The sequence below is a fragment of the Acidobacteriota bacterium genome (assembly GCA_018001935.1).
Classification (GTDB): Bacteria; Acidobacteriota; JAAYUB01; order JAAYUB01; family JAAYUB01; genus JAGNHB01.
In genome coordinates, this window is sequence record JAGNHB010000026.1 from 22,812 (window position 1) to 42,327 (window position 19,516).

Here is a 19,516-nt window from a genome sequence, read left to right on the forward strand (position 1 = left end):
AAACGCAGGCGCGGAGACGCAAGGAAAGCAGTCCAATTGTGAGGAAACGGCTTTCCGCTTGACGAATCAGAACTCGCCCCAGGCCTTGAGGACGTTAAAGGCGGCCTCCCGGGGGTCGGGGGCGCCGCAGATGGCGCTGGAGACGGCCACGCCGGCCAGGCCCAGCCCCCGGAGAAGGGCCGCGTTCCCCGCGTGGATGCCCCCGATGGCCACCACGGGGAGCCGGGTGGCGGCCCGGATCCGGCCCAGGCTCTCCGGGGTCTGGGGGGCGCCCGTGTCGCGCTTCGTGGTGGTGTGGAAGGCGGGGCCCGCGCCGATGTAGTCCGCCCCGTCCGCCTCGGCGGCTTCCGCCTCCTCGGGCGTGTGCGCCGAGACGCCGATGATACGGTCCGGCCCCAGCAGCTTCCGTGCGACGCGGACGGGGAGGTCCTCCTGCCCCAGGTGGACGCCCGCCCCCGGGACCAGGGCGGCCAGGTCCACCCGGTCGTTGACGATGAAGGGGACCCCGCGCAGCGCCAGCATCTCCCCGAGCGCCAACGCGTCGTGGTAGAAGTCGCGGGCGGACAGGGTCTTGGCCCGGAGCTGGACCAGGGTCACGCCGCCCCGCACGGCCTCGCGGACCCTTTCGCAGAGCGGCTCGGTTCCCCCCTCGCCCCGCTGGGCCACCAGATACAGCTTCAGACGATCCTTCAGCCCGGGAATCATGCGTCCCTCCTTCCATGGGTGCTGGGGTGCCTTCCGGGGCGCCCCGCGTGCAATGCCGCCGGAAGAGCCGCAGGGCCGCGCGGCCCGGGGATGGCCACCGATACGAACCCTCGGCGGTTTCGGACATTAAACCACTAATGACACGAATCTTCACTATTATTCTTTTTCGGAAAATGGCCCGATCGGTGCATGATACCCCTCAGAATGACAAGTTGAGACGGTCGTCAAAAGCCCGGATGATGAACACGGATGGACACGGATCATCCGGACGCTCCAGAATAAAAAAAGCAGGCGGTCTCAACAGAGCTGACAGAACTTTTTTGCGGGGAACTCGGTGTTGGCGGGGAAGCGGTATCTTCCGTGATGATCTTGTGGGTTCGGCGCTCGCTGACGGCAGGGGGAGACGCCCGTGACCGGGGCTGAAACCGGTTGACAGCCCGGGGAAAATGGACCATAGTGCTTCCCTTTGCCGGGGACACCCGGGGGGGAGAGCGCATGAATCCCATCGACATCGTGGACACTCACGCACACCTCGAGATGCCGGCGTTCGACGCCGACCGGGAAGCGGTCATCGACCGGGCGCGCGATGCGGGGGTCATCCGCATCCTGTCCGTCGGAAACGCCCGCCCGGAGGAGCGGTCCATGGAAAAATCCCTGGACCTGTGCAGCCGCTTCCCCGGGCTCTCCACGTCGGTGGGCATCCACCCCCACGACGCCTCCCTCGCGTCGGAGGCGTGGTACCGCCGGTTCGAGGACTACGCGGCCTCCCCCCACGTCTGGGCGCTGGGGGAGATCGGGCTCGACTACCACTACGACCTGTCGCCCCGGGACGTGCAGTGCCGGGTCTTCGCCGAGCAGCTCGACCTGGCCCGCGCCCTGGACCTGCCGGTCATCGTGCACAGCCGCGAGGCGGCGGAGGACACTTGCCGCCTTCTCGAGGCGCACTGGGCCCCGCCCAACCCCGGAGGGATCCTGCACTGTTTCGCCGGGGACGGCGCCATGGCGAGGCGCTGCATGGCCCTCGGTTTCCACGTGTCCTTTGCCGGCAACATCACCTTCCCCAGGGCCCAGGGGCTGCGGGACGCCCTGGCCGAGGTCCCGGACGACCGCCTGCTGCTGGAGACCGATTCCCCCTACCTCTCGCCGGTGCCTCACCGCGGGAAGCGCAACGAACCGGCCCGCGTGGCGGAGGTCTTCCGGGAGGCGGCCCGGCTGCGCGGGTGCGGCTACACGGAGGTGGCCGGCCGGGTGATGCACAATTTCAAAAATGTATTTTCGAAATGGTTCCCGACCGTGCTATAATTCACGGTTCGGTACCCGTGGAGCGGTGATGGACAAAGAGCGCGCCCACACTTTCCTGGCCATGGTGATGCCCGACCTCGAGCGGGTGCGGGAGATTTTCCTCTCGCTCACCCGTTCGATCGACAGCGTGGTGGAGCGCATCGGCGGGCTGGTCCGCGAAAACGCGGGGAAGATGCTCCGCCCGGCGCTGATGCTCCTGTCCCACCGGATGCTGGACGGAGACGGGGCGGAACGGCGCTGCGAGGCCCGGGAGGCCCCGCCGGACCCGGTGCTCCGGCTGGCCGCCGTCATCGAGCTTCTGCACACCGCCACCCTGGTGCACGACGATGTCATCGACGAGGCGGACATGCGCCGGGGTTCCCCCAGCCTCAACGCCCTCTGCGGCAACGAGGTTTCGGTGCTGGCGGGCGACTGGTGCTACATCACGGCCCTGCAGGCCGCCGTCGAACTCCGGAACTTCCAGGTGCTGGACATCCTCCTCGACGTGGTCCGCCGCATGGTGGAGGGGGAACTGATCCAGCTGGATTTCATCGGCCGGATCGACATCACGCGGGAGGAGAGCCTGGACATCGCCTCCCGCAAGACCGCCCACCTCTTTTCCTCCTGCACGCGCCTGGCGGGGGTGCTTCGCGGCCGTGAGCGAGCGGAGATCGACGCCCTCTTCCGGATCGGTTTCGACCTGGGCATGGCTTTCCAGCTCATGGACGACGTTCTGGACTTCACGGCGGCCGAGGCGAAGCTGGGCAAGCCCATCATGAACGACCTCCGGGAAGGCAAGGTCACCCTGCCGGTCATCCATCTCCTGGAGGGGGGAGATCCCCGGCATCGCCACCTGGTGAAGACCGTGCTGGCGGAAAAGGATTTCCGGACCGTCCAGGCGGAGGAATTCCGGCATCTCCTCACCGAGAACGGGTGCATCGCCAGAACCGTCTCCCTGGCCGAGACGTATATACACTCCGGGAAAGCGTGCCTGGGCGCCTATCCCCCGTCCCCCTGCCGGGACGCGCTGCTGGGAATCGCGGATTTCATTCTGACCCGCGGCTACTGATCGGGGAAACATGTGCCGGCTGCGAGACCGAATTCAACCTTTTCCCGGGTTCGCCCATCCAATGATGGGGACCATCGCGCGCGTCTCGGCCTGAGCCGGTCCCAAGGGGTCTGATCCAGCCATGCGAAAGATCATTCAAGCCATCACCGAACGACTTCCCTTCGGGTCTCCCGACGCGAGGTCGGACTACAACCTGCTTCTGAAAGGCGCCCTGAATCCGCCACACCCGGCCGCCCCCCACGGCGGGAACGGGAAGGGGCCGCACGCGGCACCGCCCGCACCGTCCGTGCCGATGGGGGGCGAAGCCCCCGGCATGCCCCCCGGCCCGCCGCCGAAGCCTCGCATCGACCCGCGGACCCTCGAGCTTCCCATGACCCGGCTCCTCGTCAGCCGGGCCGCCCCCTCTCCCGAGGAACGCCTCACCCTGAAGCGATCCGCGGAAATCTCCTTCGGGCTCCACGCGGGGATCATCCTGGTGGTTGCCTTCGTCCTGATCATCCTGCCCCTGATCAAGCCCGAGCAGCTCACCGAGCTGATCCTCACCCTGCAGGCGCCTCCCGCGCCCCAGACCGAGCAGTTCCCCGAGGCCGACATCCACAAGGACACCACGGTCTACAAGGAAGAGAGCCTGGTCAAGGAAGCGGGGCAGTCCGGGGGCGCCAAGGAGTCGAAACCGGGCGGCGGCGGGGGCGGAGGCGGCTCCCTTCCCGACGTCAAGCCCCAGAGCCATGACTACGGGGACGCCAAGGGCTTCGTCCCCAAGCCCATCAAGGACGCCTTCGACATGCCCGAACTGGAACCGGACGCGCCCATCCTCCCTACGGGCATGGCCGTTCCCCCGCCCCCCAACATCAGCAACCTGATGCCCAGCAACAAGCTGGTGGACGGCCCCATCGTGCCCGACCACGTTCCCGAGGTCATCGGCGGCGGGACCGGCACCGGGGTCGGCTCCGGCCGGGGCAGCGGTTACGGCCCGGGGAGCGGCGGCGGCTGGGGCGGCGGGACCGGCGGCGGACGGGGCCCGGGCACGGGTCGCGGCAGCGGCCCCGGCGACGGCGACGGCATCGGGTACGCCAAGGCGGGCGACCCCGGGGTGCAGGCCCCCCAGGCCATCTTCAAGCCCAACCCCAAGTTCACCGACGAGGCCATCCAGCGCCGGGTGACGGGCGTCGTCCTGCTCGTGGGGATCGTCCGCGAGAACGGCCGGATGGACACCATCCGCGTCCTCCGGGGCCTGGGCTACGGCCTGGACGAGTCGGCCCAGCAGACGGTGCTCTCCAAGTGGAAGTTCAAGCCCGGCATGAAGGACGGCCGCCCGGTCGCCTGCCAGGTCACCATCGAGGTGGTCTTCCAGCTCTACTGATTTCCCAGGTTCCGCTCCGCGCACGGAAACCGGGCGCCGCGGGCCCGTCGCGCGTTTGCCCGCTCCCCCGGCGGGTGCCGGGTGAATCCGGCCTCCCCGGGCGGACGTTCCCGATCGCCCGAAGGCCGCCCTCCCGGGCGTCAGGCGAGGTCCTTCTCCCGGAGGTTCGAGAGGAACGCGTGCACGTCCCGCCGGATCCCGTCGGGATCCGTCGAGGAAAAACCGGACAGGATCTCCTCGACGATCTCGTCCTCCGTTTTGCCCTCGGCGTGCTTCCGGAAGATGTAGAGCCCGGTGGCGTTGAGACTGTGGACGTGGTCGGTGTCCGGGTCGTAGAGCAAGAGCCCGTCGTCGGTTTCGGTCTCCAGGAATCGTTTCATGGGCCCTCCGTGGGCAGCTTCCGCCGGGGAGGGGACGTGCCCCCTCCCGGCGCGCGGTCGTTCCGGGTCAGGGAAAGGGGATGGCCCCGGTCAGGATGCCCTGTGCCCGCAGCAGGTCCAGAGCGTCCAGATGCAGGTTCCGGTTGAAGTCCCCCGCCGCCGGGACGGTGCACGGGGGGACGCCCTCCCGGACCACCCCCGCCATCGCCTGCGCCATGACGAGCAGGTCCTCCGCGTTGAGGACGCCGTCGGCGTTGACGTCTCCCTCGGGGACGGTCCGGAGCCTCATGACGGGGTCCCCGAAGAGTTCGTAGGTGTCCACGGCGAGCATCGTGGCCCCGTTCCGGTACGCCTCGAGCCGGGCCTGGAGCGTCAGGGGGCCCAGGAGGGCGGACCCGTTCCGGAAGAGGTTGCGGAAGAACCGGAGGTCGATTTCCTGATTTTCCCAGTCGTAGGTCAGGCCGCTGGACATGAAGCAGCCCGCCGCCCCCTTGCCGGGGACCGCGAGGAAGCTCTCGGCGAGGCAGTAGGAGGACAGAAGCCCGATGTGGCCGTTCAAACAGGCGGTGGACACCATGAACATCAGGGGCATCCCGGCCTGGAGGCGGCCCATGTCCGAGATGGAATCGACGACCCCGGACCAGTAGAACAGGCTCCCGTGACCCACCCAGTTGGCGATGACCGCGCCGGCGTTGAAACCGGCGTACAGGTCGTTCTTGGCCAGGTTGGTGCTGGCGTACTCGGAGAGGTAGACCTTGTCCTGGGCGAAATTGGGCGGGATCAACTGTGAGACCTGCTCGGAGACCTGCTCGAAAGACGGGTCGTCCTTGTGGGCGGAGAGGACGATGGTCGGCGGGGCCGACGCGAGCCGGCCCTCGTAGCCGACGATTTTCTCCACGACCTCCGTCACCGCGGCCGAGCCCACCGCCGGGATGCGCCCGATGAACATTTCGGGGAAGGGGTCGTCGCCCTCGAGGCAGACGTACCAGTTGTCGACGGGGGTGAGGCCGAGGCCGGCGGTGTACTTCGGGTAGAGCGGGACCCGGCTCGGGTGGGTCTCGGGCAGGTACCCCCGGTAGTCGAAATTGGCGTCGCCGAGGAGCAGGACATAGGCGGGGCGGGGTGGCTGCCACTGGCGGTAGGCGGTCCGAAGGAAGTCCCGTATGGCCCCGGGGTGGACGACGCCATGGTTGAACGCGTCGTAGACGGCTTCCACCGACACCGGGAAGACCCTCATCCCCTGTCCCCGCCGGAAGTCCACCAGCGGGGCGAGGGCCGGAAGGAACTCCTCCGCGGTGACGATCAGCAGGTCGGCCCCGTTGGCGGGGGACCCCAGGTGCTGCGGGTGCCGGAGCTGCAGCCGGGCCGGGGGGGGCACGACGTTTTCCGCCAGGGCGACGAATTTCCGGGCGCCCGCCTCGCGACAGGCGAACCTCGCCTTGAAGCCGGCCCCGGCGGGAAGCACCTCGACTCCCGTGATCTCCACGGCGTGGTCGGCGTCCGTGACGTCGAAGACCCGGATGGGCGGGACGGTGAAACCGTCCACCTCGAACACGACCGGGCCCTGGACCGCGTAGTCGAAGTCGAGCCGGTCGTTCTCCGCCCGCAGCCGGGACCGGTAGATCATCTCGATCCGGTTCAGGTAGATGATGTCCACGTCGAACCCATCGCCTCCGGGCAGCTGGATGGACAGGGTGTTCGCCCCGTCCTTGACCAGGGCCATGGGGGGGGTGAGCGAGGCCGTGTAGTCGGTGACGCCGTCCCAGAAGATCTCGGTGGAGGACGAGGTGTTGAAGGTGACCACGGTGTGGTGGTTGGGGTGGGGGGACGTGTCGGAGCGCCCCAGCAGGTTGACGTAAACCTGGGCGATCCCGCCCTGGTTGGTGACGGGAGAGGGGACCTGGAGGGTGTAGCTCGCCGTGACCGGCGCCGTCAGCTTCTGCCAGAGCCAGTAATCGGATTCAGGCGCCCCGGGTGCGATGCTCCAGTACAGGTTGTTCTGCTCGAACCGGATGGAACGGTAGAACTGGTCCACCAGGGGCTCGCTGCCGTCGGGTGCACCGTCCCGCGTTTCCAGGCGGGGGCCGGGCGTCCCGCCCCAGGTCAGCCAATAGACGTTCGTGTCGGTGTAGATGGTGTCCAGCGCCCGACCGCCGAACAGGAGCGCGTCGCCGGGGCCGAAGCCCCCCCCCTCGCCGGAGGTCTGGAATGCCACGGGCAACCCCCCGCACGACAGGCTCAGGGTCGCGGGGTCGATCTCGCCCAGTGGGGCCCCTGCGGCGGCCAGGGCGTCGTAGGTGACGCGGACCACGCCGTCCCGGCGCACGTCCATCCGGACCGCGTCCGTTTCGAGCCCCGGGGCGGCCGGCAGGGGCTGCTCCGCCGGGGAAACGGGGATGTCGGCGTCCGGCGTCCGGTTCGGGAGGAGGTCCCGCTTGATGCCCTCGAAGAGGGCTTCCCCCGCCGAGGTCGGGGCGTCGGGCGGGAGGCCCGCACGGTTGCCGCCCAGGGCTTGGTCGAACCGGACGTCGATCACCGTGCGGCCCGCTTTCAGGAGCGACCGGGTGCGGGAGTCCCAGCGAAAAGGGAAGACCGTCAGTCGCACGAGACAGGTGCCGCGGAAGTGCTCGCGGGGGCCCAGGAGGAAACCCGAGGCGGGGTAGGTTCCCGGGGGGGGCTCCGGGAGCGGCCGGGCCTCCGGGGCGCCCGGGCGTCCCCCGTCCCCGGAGACCTCGAGCCGGGGGGTGATGACGGGCGAGAAGCCGGGGAACTCCTCGGGGTCGAACGACTCGACGTTCACCCGGACCTCCCCTTCGGGAGGGACCTGGAGGAACGTCGTCCAGGCGGGCAGGTCCGGTTCACCGGGAACGCCCGTCCTTCCCCAGCCGTCGACGACCAGCCTCGACCCCGCCCCGTCAGCCGGGGAAACGACGTGATGGGCGGGTGTCCGAATCTCGAGCTGCAGACCATCGGGACCGGACGAGAGAAAAGTCGTGCCTGCCGGGAGGGGCGAGGGGGACGGCACGGCTCCCCGGCAGCACGGAACCAGGGCCAGGATCAGCAGAAAGGTTCGGGTGATTGTCATGCTATCCTCCTGGAGCAGGTGCTCCGTGGGTTCACGTCGGTCGGAAGAGGGACAGGACCAGTTGCGCGGACCGCTCGAGCTGCCCGACGCGAAGTCGCCAGCACGGCACGCCGGCCAGGTTCTTCACCAGGTCGAAGAAGAGGCGCCCGGGTGTCCGGGCGTCAGGGTTCCCCGTCTCCTCCGGGGTTTCCGTCACGCTTTGATGTTTCATCTCCCGGAGGAGGAGCATGACCGCTTCCGTGAGTGTCAGGGGGGAGAGGACGGGCTCCCCACGGAAGTCGGGGCTGGGGTCGGGCTCCCGGATCACGCTCCAGAACAGGGCACGGTTGTCCCGGACCCACCGCCGGGTTGCGGAGACGGAGGCCGGTCCCGGTCGGAAGGCGACTTTCCGGTTCTCTCCGCCCAGGTCGACGACCCGGGGGGCGTCTGCCTCCAGGATCCGGGCCAGTTCCGCGACGCGCGTCGCCGCACCTGGCTTTCCGATGAGGACCAGGACCTGCTCGCCGGCGGGCGGGCGTCCGGCCGGGAGATCCGGGGCATTGACAGTGGCGGCCCCGCCGGGTGCCACTTCACCCGGGGAAAGGCACACGATGGCCGAAGGGCGGGACGGCGCCCCGCCCACCCGTGCGCAGACCTGCCGGGGCGGGACGGACACCTTCCCCGCCGGGCGTCCCTCGCCTTCCGTCGCGACCGACACGTGAAGGGCCCGCGGGAAGGGGTGAACCTTGCCGGTCTCCCGGTGCAGCGGGCAGAAGTCGTCGGAGAAAAAAGCCCCGCCCTGTTCCAGGATCGCCCTGGCCAGGGTGGTTTTCCCGATGTTCGGGGGGCCCGCCAGGACCACCAGGCCGGCGCCCCGCTTCACGACGGCCCCGTGAAGCAGGTGAAAGCGTTTCACCTTCTCGGAAAGGGCCTGCATGAAGGCCTGCTGGGCACAGAAAATCGGGCAGGGGCCCCCGCGCAGGGAGACAGCCCTCCCGTCGACGGCCAGGAAGGGGTCAGCCCCCCACAGGCGGGCCTCCAGGACGAAGCGGTCCCGGCCGGCGGGCCCGGGGGAGGCGAAAAGCCCGAACTCGGCCTCGACGGCCCGGACGACCTCCATCCGGTCCGAGACGAGGCCCGCATCGACATCCAGGATTCGAAACCATCGCCGGTGACGCTTCATGTCACGTTTCCGCCAGGAACCGCTCGAGGAGGCGGTCGAAAGTCTTCTCGTACAGGGAAATCCGGTAGGCACAATCGCCGTCGGGCGCCGCCGTGGAGCCGCGGTCGTGCAGGGCCATCCCCAGGCAGCCACCCTGGCAGAGCCCCCTCCAGCGGCATTCCCGGCAGGCCGGGCTCCGGTCGACGCGCTCGGCCAGGGTCCGGCAGGTCGCTGCCAACCGGGGGGACGCCAGCAGGGCCTTCAGCGAATCGGTGTGGAAATTCCCCAGCCGGTATTCCGGACCGGTCAGGAAGCTGCACGGGTACACGTCCCCGTCGAACGACGCCCAGAGCTGCCGGCCCAGGGGACACCAGGTTTCGTCGGGAGCGCCGCTTTCCGGGGAAAGCACGTAGCCGGTCAGCCCGCACTCCAGTTCGACGGGTAGGGAACGGGACCGGCCGTAGCCCATGATGCGCTCGTAGAAGGCGGTTTTCCGCTCCGCAGGGAGGGCTTCCCCGGCGCGGGTCCCCGGCCGGGACGCCTCCCCCATCCTCCGCAACGGCAGGAACCGCACCCGTTTCACCCCCAGGCGCGAGGCCAGCTCCACCATGCTTTCCGCCGTGTCGAGATTGCCCTCCATCAAGGTGAAAGCCAGGCTTATCCGCTCGCCGAGCCCGGCGTCGAGCAGGAACCGGAGGCCTCGCAGGGCGGCCTCGAAGGCGCCCTCTCCCCGGATCCGGTCGTTGACCTCCGCGTCCGGACCGTCCAGGCTGACCTGGATGACCTTGACGTGCCGCTTCAGCGCGGAAGCCCAGCCTTCGTCCACCAGGGTCCCGTTCGTGAGGAGGGTGACGTCGGAGCGCGAGGCGGCGTGTGCGAGGATGCGCTTCAATTCGGGGTGCAGGAGGGGCTCCCCCCCGGACAGGACCGTCTCCCGGAACCCGAGCCCGGCTGCTTCCCTCAGCAGACGCCGGAGCGTGGTGAAGGGCAGGTCCCTCGGGGAAGCGACGGAAGGGCAGCCGGCGTAGCAGTGAGGGCATCGGAGGTTGCATCGCTCCGTGACGTGGACCTGCAGGGATTCGAGGGCGGGGGTGCGGGGCGACGGCGACCCGGCGGGCCCGTCCATCCCTGCGGCGTGCCACTGCTCGCGGAAGGACCGGACGTCGGGGAGGATGGCGGCGGGCTCTGCCTCGAAGGACCCGGCCAGGGCCTCGGACACGGCCTCGTCGTCAAGCCCCCGGCAGAGGAGCTTCGCCGTCGCGAAGCCGGTGTCGTTCACGAGGGTCCACCGCGGCCGCGTGGGGTGCAGGATCGCGTGGGCGGTGAGTTGGCCGCTGCCCGGAAAAGTCCGGCTGTAGACGGGGAAGGGGAAGGAGGCCCCCGGCGGGCCGTCGTCCACCCGCTTCCGGCGCTTCCGGAAAAAGGCCTGCAGGAGGGCTCGGCACTCCGCGTCCCGCACGCCGCCGGTGACCACGAAGGTGTGGTTGAACAGGCCCGGGGCGCCGAGGTCCACCTTCGAGCCGAGACAGCCCCAGCGGACGTCCCGGGTGCCGTGGACCAGGCGGTCCACGCGCGCCTGCACGACGGCCCCGACGCACATCGCGCACGGTTCCAGCGTGACGTAGAGGGTGCAACCCCCCAGCCGGTGGTTCCCCGCCGCGAGGGCCGCTGCCCGGAGGGCCTCCATCTCGGCGTGGGCGGTCGGGTCGCGACGGCCGATGGTTCGATTCCGGCCCGTGGCCAGAAGTTCATCCCCCCGGATGATCACGGCGCCCACGGGGACTTCTCCCTCCGCTTCCGCCGCCCTCGCCTCGGCCAGGGCCATCGCCATCCAGTACTCGTCCCGGTTCGGTGGGAGTTTGCTCATCGTAATTTTCCGAGGTCCCTCGCGCTGGCCTTTCCCGGCCTCGAAGCCGCTTCCAGGGGCCATTGTCCGGTCCGGCCCGGGAATTGTCAAGCGGGTTGTCTGTGCTCTTCCTGACCTGGCTGTTCCGCCTCCTGACCGGAACTGAACCTGGAGGATCCCGAAAAAAGATAAGGCGGCCGGGAGGCCGCCTCGTTGGCATGTTGGTGAAATCGAGTCCGGCCGCCGGGCGGCCGGGCGGAATCCGTCAGTTGACGCCGCAGGCGTACCAGGCGTCCTTCACGCGCTGGACCTCGGTGCTGGAGGCGCCGTAGAGCTGGGTGGCGGCGTTGACGCAGGCGGCGCGGGCCTGGGCGAAGGTGCAGGTGGAGCTCATGTAGCCGGTCAGGGCCACGTACCAGATCCGCTCGGCCTTGGCGATGCCGATGCCGCTCACGCTGACCTTGGAGGTGTCGTTGGTCCCGCCGTTGGCCAGGAGGTAAAAGACGTTGTTGGCCAGGCCGGAGCTGTAGTGGACGTCCAGGCCGCTGTAGTAGTCGGAGTAGTGGTCGATGCTGTAGCCGTCCTTCGTCGGGTGGTCCATGTAGCGCAGGGCCGTGCCGCGCAGGTAGATCGTCTCGCCGATCAGCCAGTCGGGGCGGTCGCTCGGGTTGTTGGCGAAAAATTCCACGCAGCAGCCGAAGATGTCGGAGTTGGACTCGTTCAGGCCGCCGGACTCGCCGCTGTAGGCCAGCTTCGCGGTGGCGGCGCAGAGCCCGTGGCTCATCTCGTGGGCCGCCACGTCGATACAGGCCAGGGGGGTGAAGTAGTACCCGTCCCCGTCGCCGTAGGTCATGCATCTGCAGGAGTCGGACCAGAAGGCGTTGTTGTAGGACCGGGAGTAGTGGACGCGGGAGTAGACCCCGGTGCCGTTGTTCCAGAGGCCGTTGCGCCCGTGGACGTTCTTGAAGTAGTCGTAGGTGTAGGTCATGCCCAGGTGGGCGTCGACGCCGACGGAAGTCTTGTCGGACGTGGAGCCGTTGCCCCAGACGTTGTCCGTGTCGGTGAAGAGCGTCCCGCTCCGGGTGCCGTTGTTCATGTTGATGGTGTAGCTGTTGCCGGCGTGCTTGTCCACCATGCCGTAGGTCGCGGCGGAAGCGTAGAACTCGGTGTTCATGGCGATGGTGCCCAGGTAGAGGGATCGCCCGGAACCCGTGGCCGCCGTCCCGGAACCGGGGTTGGTTCCGCCCCCGCTGGGTTTGCCGGTGTGCAGGTTGTCCCAGGAGGTGACGATGTTGCCCGTGAAGGCGTCGATGACGAACATCCGGGCCACCGGGCCCGGAAGGCTGTCGTCCTCGATGAAGGCGTCAACCAGCCAGGCCAGCTGGAAGTCCTTCCCGGAGGGGTAGAAAACCAGTTCGGCCGGCGGGAGGTCCCTGGTCAGGAACGGCAGGTCGAGATTCCACAACGCGATCTGGGAGGCCTCGTTGGCCTGGACGACCGGGATGCTCTCGGTGGCCTTCACCACCGGGTGGAAGTTGGACAGGCCGACCGCCCTGCCCTGTTTCTGGTCCACGTGGACGATGACTTCGCCCCCGTACACCCGGACCCCGTTGACGTGTGAATCGTAGCGGACGTGGGCGAAGCCCGAACCGTCCTCGTTGACCGAGCGCGGGACGAAATTCTCGCGGCCGGACAGGTTCACGTGTCTCCCGGCCTCGGCCGTCAGGTAATCCGAAGCGGTCGTCAGCGCGGCCTCGCCGGCGGATACCGCCACGCGCGGGACATCTGTCGCGCCCTTTTCGGCGAAAGCGGCGAAAACCGCAACCCCCATCACCACCACAGTCAGAACCAATCTCCCCCAATTTTTCATGTACAACCTCACAAAAAATCTTGATGTTGTGATTATCGTCATAGTTTTTGACGAATTCAATCCGACCCAGGGTGGAGAATAGGTTGGATATTCCTCGGCCCGAGGGTGGGCCGGCATCCACCGGAAGGCGCAGAGGTGCAGGCCGGGGGCGGGTCAGAAGAGGAGTTTCCTTTCGTAGGCCAGGTTGATGGCCTGGAGGCGGGTTTCGGCCCCGAGTTTCCGGAAGATGTTGTTCACGTGGGTTTTGACCGTCTTCTCGCTGATGAAGAGTTTCTCCCCGATGGCCTTGTTCTTCATGCCCCGGGCGAGGCATCGAAGGATTTCCTTCTCCCGGGCGGTCAACACCCCCTCCGTTTCCTCCGGGGCCGGGGAGGTGGAGAGGTTGCTTCGGGCGTAGAAGTCAGCCAGCTCGGCGATGGCCCGGGACAGCACGTTGGGCTCGACCCGGATCTCGCCGCGGTGGATGTCCAGGAGGGCTTTCTCCATCTCGCCGTCCGGGAGGTTCGTCTCGAGGAACCCGGCTGTCCCGCGCTTGATGAGCTCGGTGCGGGTCTCCTCCGGGTAATCGACGTTGAAGAGGACGACCCGGAGGCTGGGCAGGTCCTTCCGGATCGTGGCGACGCTCCCGATCGCCTCCTCCTCGTCCCGGAACGAGCACTGGGCGCAGACGAGCAGGAGACCCTCCCGGTTGATCTCCGGCGTGTGGAGGAGGACGGGAAGGCTGGGGAAGAAGTTGACGAGCTGGAAGTGCTCGCTGCGGGAGAGGAACTGGAGGATCCCGTGCCGGGTGAGGGTGTTGTGGCAGACCACGATCAGGCGGATCGACCCCTCGCGATACCCCGACACCCCGCTCTGGAACAGCTTCAGCTCCCGCTGGGCCAAGGCCTCCCGGAGGGTCTCCAGGATGGTTTCGGTCTCCGAAGTCTTGGCCAGGTAGTCGAAGGCCCCGATCTTCATGGCGCGGACCGCGGTTTCGTGGGATGGATAGCCGGTGATGATGATCACCTCGAGGAAGGGGTCCATCTCCTTGAGGACCGATGCCACTTCGATCCCGTTTTCATTCTTGATTTTGAGATCGACCAGGGCCACCGGCGGCGTGTGCTCCATCATCCGGCTGCGGGCCTCGTCCCCGTTCACGGCCGTGACCGGGGTGAAGCCGGCCACCGAGAGCATGAACATGTAGCTGTGCAGGATCGCGGGGTCGTCGTCCACGACGAGAATGGCCGGTTTGTCTCTCAGGGTCATGTGGATTCCCCCTTGTCGCGGGTCGGCAGCACGATGACAAAGCAGGCCCCGGGTTTGTACTCGGGGTCCACGTAGATCCGGCCGCCGTAGCTGTTGACGATGGTGTAGGATATGGAGAGGCCCAGCCCCATCCCCCGCTCCTTGTCGCTGGAGAACGGGTAGAAGATGGTGTCGAGCTTCGTGGTTTCGATGCCCAGGCCCTCGTCCATGACGCGGACGGTCACCTGGTCGTCGCCGGGCTGGATCTCGATGGTCACGACACCCCGGAACCCCATGGCCTCACAGGCGTTCTTGATCACGTTGAAGAAAACCTGCTTGATCCGGGACGGGTTCCCCAGCATGGGGACCGGGACCTCGTTGCCGACCACGTGGATCCGGCAGTCGGAGTCCTGGAGAAACGCCGCCTCGATGGAGAGGAGGGTGTCGTCGATGACGTCGTTGAGCAGGTACTCGGTGGTGTCGCTCTCGTCGACCCGGGAGAGGTGGGTCAGGCGGTCGGTGATGTTGCCGAGGTGCCGGATCTCGCTGTTGAGAAGGTCGATGTACTTCGGGGCCGAATCGGGGTCGTTCTCCAGGGCCCAGAGACAGTTCTTGATCACCCGGATGGGGTTGTTGATCTCGTGGAGGATGCCGGCGGTGACCTTGCCGGCGGTGGCCATCTTGGCCATGAGGATCATCCGCTTCTCGATGTCCTCCCGTCGGCTCTCCTCGGTGCGAATCCGCCGGATCATGTGGTTGTAGTTCCGCTGCAGGAGGGTGATCTCGTCGTTCTCGTCCTCCCCGCACTCCGTCAGGTTCGACCCCCGGGAGGCGTTCTCGTCGATCAGGCTGGAGAGTCTGCGGATCCTTCGGAGTACGCGGCGCTCGAAGGTCCAGACCAGGAGGAACAGGACCAGGGAGAACGAGACGACCAGGGCGACGATGTAGGCGAGCGTCGAGTTGAAGATGACGAAGAACAGGGTCCGCCCGACCTCGGTGCGGAGGAAGACGACCGGTTTGCCCCGGAGGTCCCGGAGGGGGTAGGTCAGGACCATCCGGTCGGAGAGGATCTCGGTCCGGGGGGCGGGGTTCGCTTCCGCGGCGGCCGGGGTTTCCTCCGGGGCGATGTGGACTTCGCGGCGGAGGATGTCGTAAACCGCCCGGAACAGCCTGGGCCCGATCCGGCGCCCCACGAGGAGGTTCCCCCGCGGCGGGCCGGTCAGGTCGCTCCGGAGGATGGGGTTTAAGCACAGGAAGAACGGGCCGTCGGAAAGGTGGACGAAACCCGACCGGGTCAAGGTTTCCCGGCGCTTCAGGATGGCCTGGATGGTGTCGTCGGGGGTGTAGGGCCCGATGACGTCCTTCCCCTTCTCGTCCCGACGGTAGCGGGAGTAGAGGACCTCGCCCCGGGAGTCGACGACGATGATCAGGTCGAGGTCCGATTGGGTGAAGGCGGTGTTCGGGAAAGCCACCCGCTCGAAATCGCCCGTCCAGTTCACCGAGGCCTCGTACAGGTCATCCCAGGCCGACCAGTCGGCGGCGATGACCTGGCAGCTCTTGAGGACGTAGTCGATGGAGGTGTAGATCTGCTGGATGAGCTGGTCCCCGAACTCCTTTTCCATGTTGATGAAGGCAGGGTGGAGGAACACCGCCAGCAGGAGGACGGAGAGGGCGGTGAAGATGGAGAAAACCCAGATCGGAAGCCGGATGATCCGGCTGAGGATGGAACGTGAGCAGGGCCTGGGGGGCGGTGCGGGGATGTTCATCGGGCCTCTCCATCTCCGGGCCGGGGTGGGCTCAGGGCCCGTTTCCCGGCTCCGGTTCCCGCTCCAGGAGCTGCCGGGCTTCGAGCAGGGACGCCCGGTGCTCGTCGGTGGGTCGAGGGTAGTGCAGGTCGAGCTTTTTCAGGTTCCGGACGATGATGTCAGCCACGGTCAGCCGGGTGAACCACTTGTTGTCCGCCGGGATGACGTGCCAGGGGGCCCACGGCGTGCTGGTGCGGGTGAAGACGTCCCCGTAGGCCGCCATGTAGTCTTTCCAGTGAGCCCGCTCCGCGACGTCGGAGCCCGAGAACTTCCAGTTCTTCTCCGGCGTGTCGATCCGCTCGAGGAAACGCCGTTTCTGTTCGGCCTTCGAGAGGTGGAGAAAGAACTTCAGGATGATCACGCCGTTGTTGACGAGGTAGCGCTCGAAGTGGTTGATGTCCTCGAACCGGCGTTTCCAGAGGGCGTCGCCCGAAGGGCGCGGCGGAAGGTTCTGGGATTTGAGGATCCGGGGGTGGACGCGGACCACCAGGACCTCCTCGTAATAAGACCGGTTGAAGATGCCGATTCGCCCCCGCTCCGGGAGTGCCTTGTGGCACCGCCAGAGGAAATCGTGGTCCAGTTCCTCGGCGGAGGGCGCCTTGAAACTGTAAACCTGGCAGCCCTGGGGATTCACCCCGGACATCACGTGCTTGACGGTCCCGTCCTTCCCGGCGGCGTCCATGGCCTGGAAGATGAGGAGGACGGCGTACCGGTTCTGGGCATAGAGAACGTCCTGCAACCGGGAGAGCGTGGCGATGTCCTTCCGGAGTTTGTCCTCCGCTTCGCCCTTCTCGCGAAAACGGCCGGTGAAGGCCGGGTCGTGGTCCTCGAACCGGAAGCGTTTCCCCGGGGGGACGATAAAGCGCCGTTCGTTCATGGTTTCACCTCTTCGGGGGGGACGCCGGCCCTTCCCCGCGGCGTGGGGGTTCAGCGCAGGGCCGGACGATCTCGAAACGGTTCCTCTCCGTCTCGCGGAGCCCGACCTTCCGGATCGGCAGGCCGGGGGCCGCCGTGCTCAGGCGGTCCAGGATCCAGCGGCAGACGTTTTCCGAGGTGGCCGTGGCGTACCCGGCGGCCCGGAGGACCGGGAGGAGATCCCGGTGGTCCAGGCGATCCAGGACCTCGGCCCGCACGACGCGGTCCAGTCCCGTGCGGTCCGCGACCAACCCGGTTTCCGGGTCCGGCGTTCCGCACACGGTGACCTCGAGACGGTAGTTGTGGCCATGGCCCTCCGGACGAGCGCACTTTCCGAAAGCCTGGTCGTTGCGGCCGTCGTCCCACCCCCGGACAAAGAGGCGGTGAGCGGCCGAAAATGCGTAGCAGCGTGTCACGGAGAGCATATGGGCCCCTCCTCCCATTCCACGGCGTCGTCTTCGGTTTCCCACAGGCGGACCCGGTGGAGGCGGGCCCCGGGAAAGGCGCCCTCGAGCCGATCGACGATGTACAGGACCAGGGCCTCGGGGGTGGGGAGGGCATGCGCGAAACGCGGGATGTCCTGGTTGAGGTAGCGGTTTTCCAGGTGGTCCACAACCCGCTGCCGGACGACCGTATTCACGTCCCGGAGGTTGATCACCATCCCGGTGACGGGGTCGGGGTCTCCCCGCAGGGTGACCTCGAGGCGATACTCCCGGGCCGTCGGGTAGGGTCGGGCGGCAATCCCGAACGCCTCCCGGTTGCGTTCCTCGGTCCAGTCCTCCCGGTAGAGGCGTGAAGCGGCGGAGAAACGGACGACTCGGGTGACGGCGATCAATCTCACCTCCGCCGGCGACCGGGTTTCCTCCCGCGGCGACGGGGGGCGGGCCGGGAACAGTTCCGTTGGATATCTTATACCCTGATGTTTTTACGGGCAATATTTTTCCGGGAGAACTGTTGACACCCTCGGGGAGTTAAGATATAATATCAACTTTAAGGTTCTTGATAATCAGTCGGTTAGGAGGCGCGCTCATGGATCCGTCGGGAATGACCACCAACGCCAGACTTTTGGCCTGGGTGAAGGAGATCGAGGAGCTCTGTCAGCCCTCGGCCGTCCACTGGTGTGACGGTTCGGAAGAGGAATATGTGCAGATCGCTGGAAAGGCCGAGAAGCGGGGCACTTTCCTGAAGCTTGACCCGGAGAAGCGGCCCAACAGCTACTACGCCCGGTCGGACGTGGGCGACGTGGCCCGGGTCGAGGACCGCACCTTCATCTGTTCCCGCCTGCGGGAGGACGCGGGCCCCACCAACAACTGGAGGGACCCGGAGGAGATGAAGGCCACCCTGCGGGGGCACTACCGGGGTTGCATGCGCGGCCGTACCCTCTACGTGATTCCCTTCAGCATGGGCCCGCTGGGGTCGCGGATCGCCCACATCGGGGTGGAGATCACCGACTCGGAATACGTGGTCTGCAACATGAAGATCATGACCCGGATGGGGAAGAAGGTGCTGGATGTCCTGGGGCCCGACGGGGAGTTCGTCCCCTGCCTCCACTCGGTGGGCAAACCGCTGTCCCCGGGCGAGGCGGACACGTTCTGGCCCTGCGACCCGCAGAACAAGTACATCGTGCATTTCCCCGAAGACAAGATGATCTGGTCCTACGGTTCGGGTTACGGTGGGAATGCGCTCCTCGGGAAGAAGTGCTTCGCTCTCCGGATCGCCTCGGTCATGGCCCGGGAGCAGGGGTGGCTCGCCGAACACATGCTCATCCTCGGGATCACGCCTCCCGGAGGTGAGAAGAAGTTCGTGGCGGCGGCGTTCCCCAGCGCCTGCGGCAAGACCAACCTGGCCATGCTCATTCCCACCATCCCCGGGTGGAAGGTGGAGTGCGTCGGCGACGACATCGCCTGGATGAAGTTCGGCCCCGACGGGCGGCTTTACGCCATCAACCCGGAGTACGGTTTCTTCGGCGTCGCCCCGGGAACGTCCTACAAGTCCAACCAGAATGCCATGCTGTCGATCCTCGGGAACGCCATTTTCACCAACACGGCCCTGACGCCCGACGGCGACGTGTGGTGGGAACAGATGACGGACGAACTCCCCCCCCGCCTGACGGACTGGAAAAACAACCCCTGGACGCCCGAGTCCGGGACGCCCGCGGCCAATCCCAACGCCCGCTTCACGGCCCCTGCCGTCCAGTGCCCCGTCATCGACCCCGCCTTCGACGACCCCAACGGCGTGCCCATCTCCGCCATCCTCTTCGGCGGGCGCAGAACGTCCGTGGTACCCCTGGTTCACGAATCCTTCAGCTGGAACCACGGGGTTTTTCTCGGGTCGACCATGTCCAGCGAAACTACGGCCGCGGCGGCCGGCTCCGTCGGGCGCCTGCGCCGGGACCCCTTTGCCATGCTGCCGTTCTGCGGGTACAACATGGCGGATTACTTCCGGCACTGGATCGGGATCGGGACCCGCACCTCCCCGGACAAATTGCCGAAAATCTTTTACGTGAACTGGTTCCGAAAAACCCCGGAAGGTCGTTGGCTCTGGCCGGGCTACGGGGAGAACAGCCGGGTCCTGAAATGGGTCCTGGAGCGGGTTGCGGGGACCGGGGACGCGGTGAGCACCCCCATCGGCATCGTCCCCCCCGCGAAGGGGCTGGACCTCGCGGGCCTCGACATGGACCCCGAACAGCTCCGGCTGCTCCTGAGCGTCGACGTGGAGGAGTGGAAGCGGGAAATCCCGGGGATCCGGGAACATTTCGACCAGTTCGGCGACAGGCTTCCCCCGGAACTCGAAGCGGAGCTTCGGGAGCTTGAAAAGAGGCTGAACGGCTGA

Annotated in this window: 15 protein-coding genes; 4 read left to right on the top strand and 11 right to left on the bottom strand. The window is 67.3% G+C overall.

What is annotated here, in order from left to right; translation table 11 throughout:
* Positions 1 to 66: 66 nt before the first annotated feature.
* Positions 67 to 705 (bottom strand): thiamine phosphate synthase, encoded by a 639-nt coding sequence (thiE, locus tag KA419_11340; protein ID MBP7866534.1) that lies wholly within the window; start codon positions 703 to 705, stop codon positions 67 to 69.
* 495 nt (positions 706 to 1,200) lie between these two features.
* Here thiE and KA419_11345 point away from each other — a divergent pair, with 495 nt between their 5' ends.
* The 3 genes from KA419_11345 (at position 1,201) to KA419_11355 (ending at position 4,418) form a co-directional block, all read left to right on the top strand.
* Complete coding sequence (locus tag KA419_11345) at positions 1,201 to 2,007, top strand: TatD family hydrolase (GenBank protein MBP7866535.1); 807 nt, start codon at positions 1,201 to 1,203, stop codon at positions 2,005 to 2,007.
* A gap of 28 nt (positions 2,008 to 2,035) precedes the next feature.
* Positions 2,036 to 3,055, top strand: coding sequence for a polyprenyl synthetase family protein (locus KA419_11350; GenBank protein MBP7866536.1), 1,020 nt, complete (start codon positions 2,036 to 2,038; stop codon positions 3,053 to 3,055).
* A 121-nt stretch (positions 3,056 to 3,176) separates the two neighbouring features.
* On the top strand, positions 3,177 to 4,418 hold the full coding sequence (locus tag KA419_11355) for an energy transducer TonB (protein ID MBP7866537.1): 1,242 nt from the start codon (positions 3,177 to 3,179) through the stop codon (positions 4,416 to 4,418).
* Positions 4,419 to 4,558: 140 nt separating this feature from the next.
* Here the strand turns inward: KA419_11355 and KA419_11360 are convergent, their stop codons facing one another.
* From KA419_11360 to KA419_11405, 10 genes are all read right to left on the bottom strand, one after another.
* Positions 4,559 to 4,798 (bottom strand): PqqD family protein, encoded by a 240-nt coding sequence (locus tag KA419_11360; protein ID MBP7866538.1) that lies wholly within the window; start codon positions 4,796 to 4,798, stop codon positions 4,559 to 4,561.
* Positions 4,799 to 4,865: 67 nt separating this feature from the next.
* Positions 4,866 to 7,883, bottom strand: coding sequence for a hypothetical protein (locus KA419_11365; protein ID MBP7866539.1), 3,018 nt, complete (start codon positions 7,881 to 7,883; stop codon positions 4,866 to 4,868).
* Between the two features lie 31 nt (positions 7,884 to 7,914).
* Positions 7,915 to 9,045 carry a hypothetical protein gene (locus KA419_11370; protein ID MBP7866540.1) on the bottom strand — a complete coding sequence of 377 codons (1,131 nt, stop codon included), beginning with the start codon at positions 9,043 to 9,045 and terminating at the stop codon, positions 7,915 to 7,917.
* 1 nt (position 9,046) lies between these two features.
* Positions 9,047 to 10,891, bottom strand: a complete 1,845-nt coding sequence (gene tadA / locus KA419_11375) for a tRNA adenosine(34) deaminase TadA (GenBank protein ID MBP7866541.1) — start codon at positions 10,889 to 10,891, stop codon at positions 9,047 to 9,049.
* Between the two features lie 244 nt (positions 10,892 to 11,135).
* Complete coding sequence (locus KA419_11380) at positions 11,136 to 12,722, bottom strand: M4 family metallopeptidase (protein MBP7866542.1); 1,587 nt, start codon at positions 12,720 to 12,722, stop codon at positions 11,136 to 11,138.
* Positions 12,723 to 12,893: 171 nt separating this feature from the next.
* On the bottom strand, positions 12,894 to 13,985 hold the full coding sequence (locus tag KA419_11385) for a response regulator (GenBank protein ID MBP7866543.1): 1,092 nt from the start codon (positions 13,983 to 13,985) through the stop codon (positions 12,894 to 12,896).
* On the bottom strand, positions 13,982 to 15,730 hold the full coding sequence (locus tag KA419_11390) for a hypothetical protein (protein MBP7866544.1): 1,749 nt from the start codon (positions 15,728 to 15,730) through the stop codon (positions 13,982 to 13,984). Before KA419_11390 ends, KA419_11385 begins: the two co-directional genes overlap by 4 nt.
* Positions 15,731 to 15,761: 31 nt before the next feature.
* On the bottom strand, positions 15,762 to 16,646 hold the full coding sequence (locus KA419_11395) for a polyphosphate kinase 2 family protein (protein ID MBP7866545.1): 885 nt from the start codon (positions 16,644 to 16,646) through the stop codon (positions 15,762 to 15,764).
* 4 nt (positions 16,647 to 16,650) lie between these two features.
* Positions 16,651 to 17,109, bottom strand: a complete 459-nt coding sequence (locus KA419_11400; GenBank protein ID MBP7866546.1) for a 6-carboxytetrahydropterin synthase — start codon at positions 17,107 to 17,109, stop codon at positions 16,651 to 16,653.
* On the bottom strand, positions 17,097 to 17,519 hold the full coding sequence (locus KA419_11405; protein MBP7866547.1) for a 6-carboxytetrahydropterin synthase: 423 nt from the start codon (positions 17,517 to 17,519) through the stop codon (positions 17,097 to 17,099). Before KA419_11405 ends, KA419_11400 begins: the two co-directional genes overlap by 13 nt.
* 194 nt (positions 17,520 to 17,713) lie before the next feature.
* Between KA419_11405 and KA419_11410 the strand changes: the two genes are divergently transcribed.
* Positions 17,714 to 19,516: a phosphoenolpyruvate carboxykinase (GTP) gene (locus KA419_11410; protein ID MBP7866548.1), complete on the top strand. Its 1,803-nt coding sequence runs from the start codon at positions 17,714 to 17,716 to the stop codon at positions 19,514 to 19,516.

Excerpts from the sequence above, each read along its gene's own strand:
- thiE (MBP7866534.1), bottom strand. The coding sequence starts at position 705 with ATGATTCCCGGGCTGAAGGATCGTCTGAAGCTGTATCTGGTGGCCCAG.
- KA419_11345 (MBP7866535.1), top strand. The coding sequence starts at position 1,201 with ATGAATCCCATCGACATCGTGGACACTCACGCACACCTCGAGATGCCG.
- KA419_11350 (MBP7866536.1), top strand. The coding sequence starts at position 2,036 with ATGGACAAAGAGCGCGCCCACACTTTCCTGGCCATGGTGATGCCCGAC.
- KA419_11355 (MBP7866537.1), top strand. The coding sequence starts at position 3,177 with ATGCGAAAGATCATTCAAGCCATCACCGAACGACTTCCCTTCGGGTCT.
- KA419_11360 (MBP7866538.1), bottom strand. The coding sequence starts at position 4,798 with ATGAAACGATTCCTGGAGACCGAAACCGACGACGGGCTCTTGCTCTAC.
- KA419_11365 (MBP7866539.1), bottom strand. The coding sequence starts at position 7,883 with ATGACAATCACCCGAACCTTTCTGCTGATCCTGGCCCTGGTTCCGTGC.
- KA419_11370 (MBP7866540.1), bottom strand. The coding sequence starts at position 9,045 with ATGAAGCGTCACCGGCGATGGTTTCGAATCCTGGATGTCGATGCGGGC.
- tadA (MBP7866541.1), bottom strand. The coding sequence starts at position 10,891 with ATGAGCAAACTCCCACCGAACCGGGACGAGTACTGGATGGCGATGGCC.
- KA419_11385 (MBP7866543.1), bottom strand. The coding sequence starts at position 13,985 with ATGACCCTGAGAGACAAACCGGCCATTCTCGTCGTGGACGACGACCCC.
- KA419_11390 (MBP7866544.1), bottom strand. The coding sequence starts at position 15,730 with ATGAACATCCCCGCACCGCCCCCCAGGCCCTGCTCACGTTCCATCCTC.
- KA419_11395 (MBP7866545.1), bottom strand. The coding sequence starts at position 16,646 with ATGAACGAACGGCGCTTTATCGTCCCCCCGGGGAAACGCTTCCGGTTC.
- KA419_11400 (MBP7866546.1), bottom strand. The coding sequence starts at position 17,109 with ATGCTCTCCGTGACACGCTGCTACGCATTTTCGGCCGCTCACCGCCTC.
- KA419_11410 (MBP7866548.1), top strand. The coding sequence starts at position 17,714 with ATGGATCCGTCGGGAATGACCACCAACGCCAGACTTTTGGCCTGGGTG.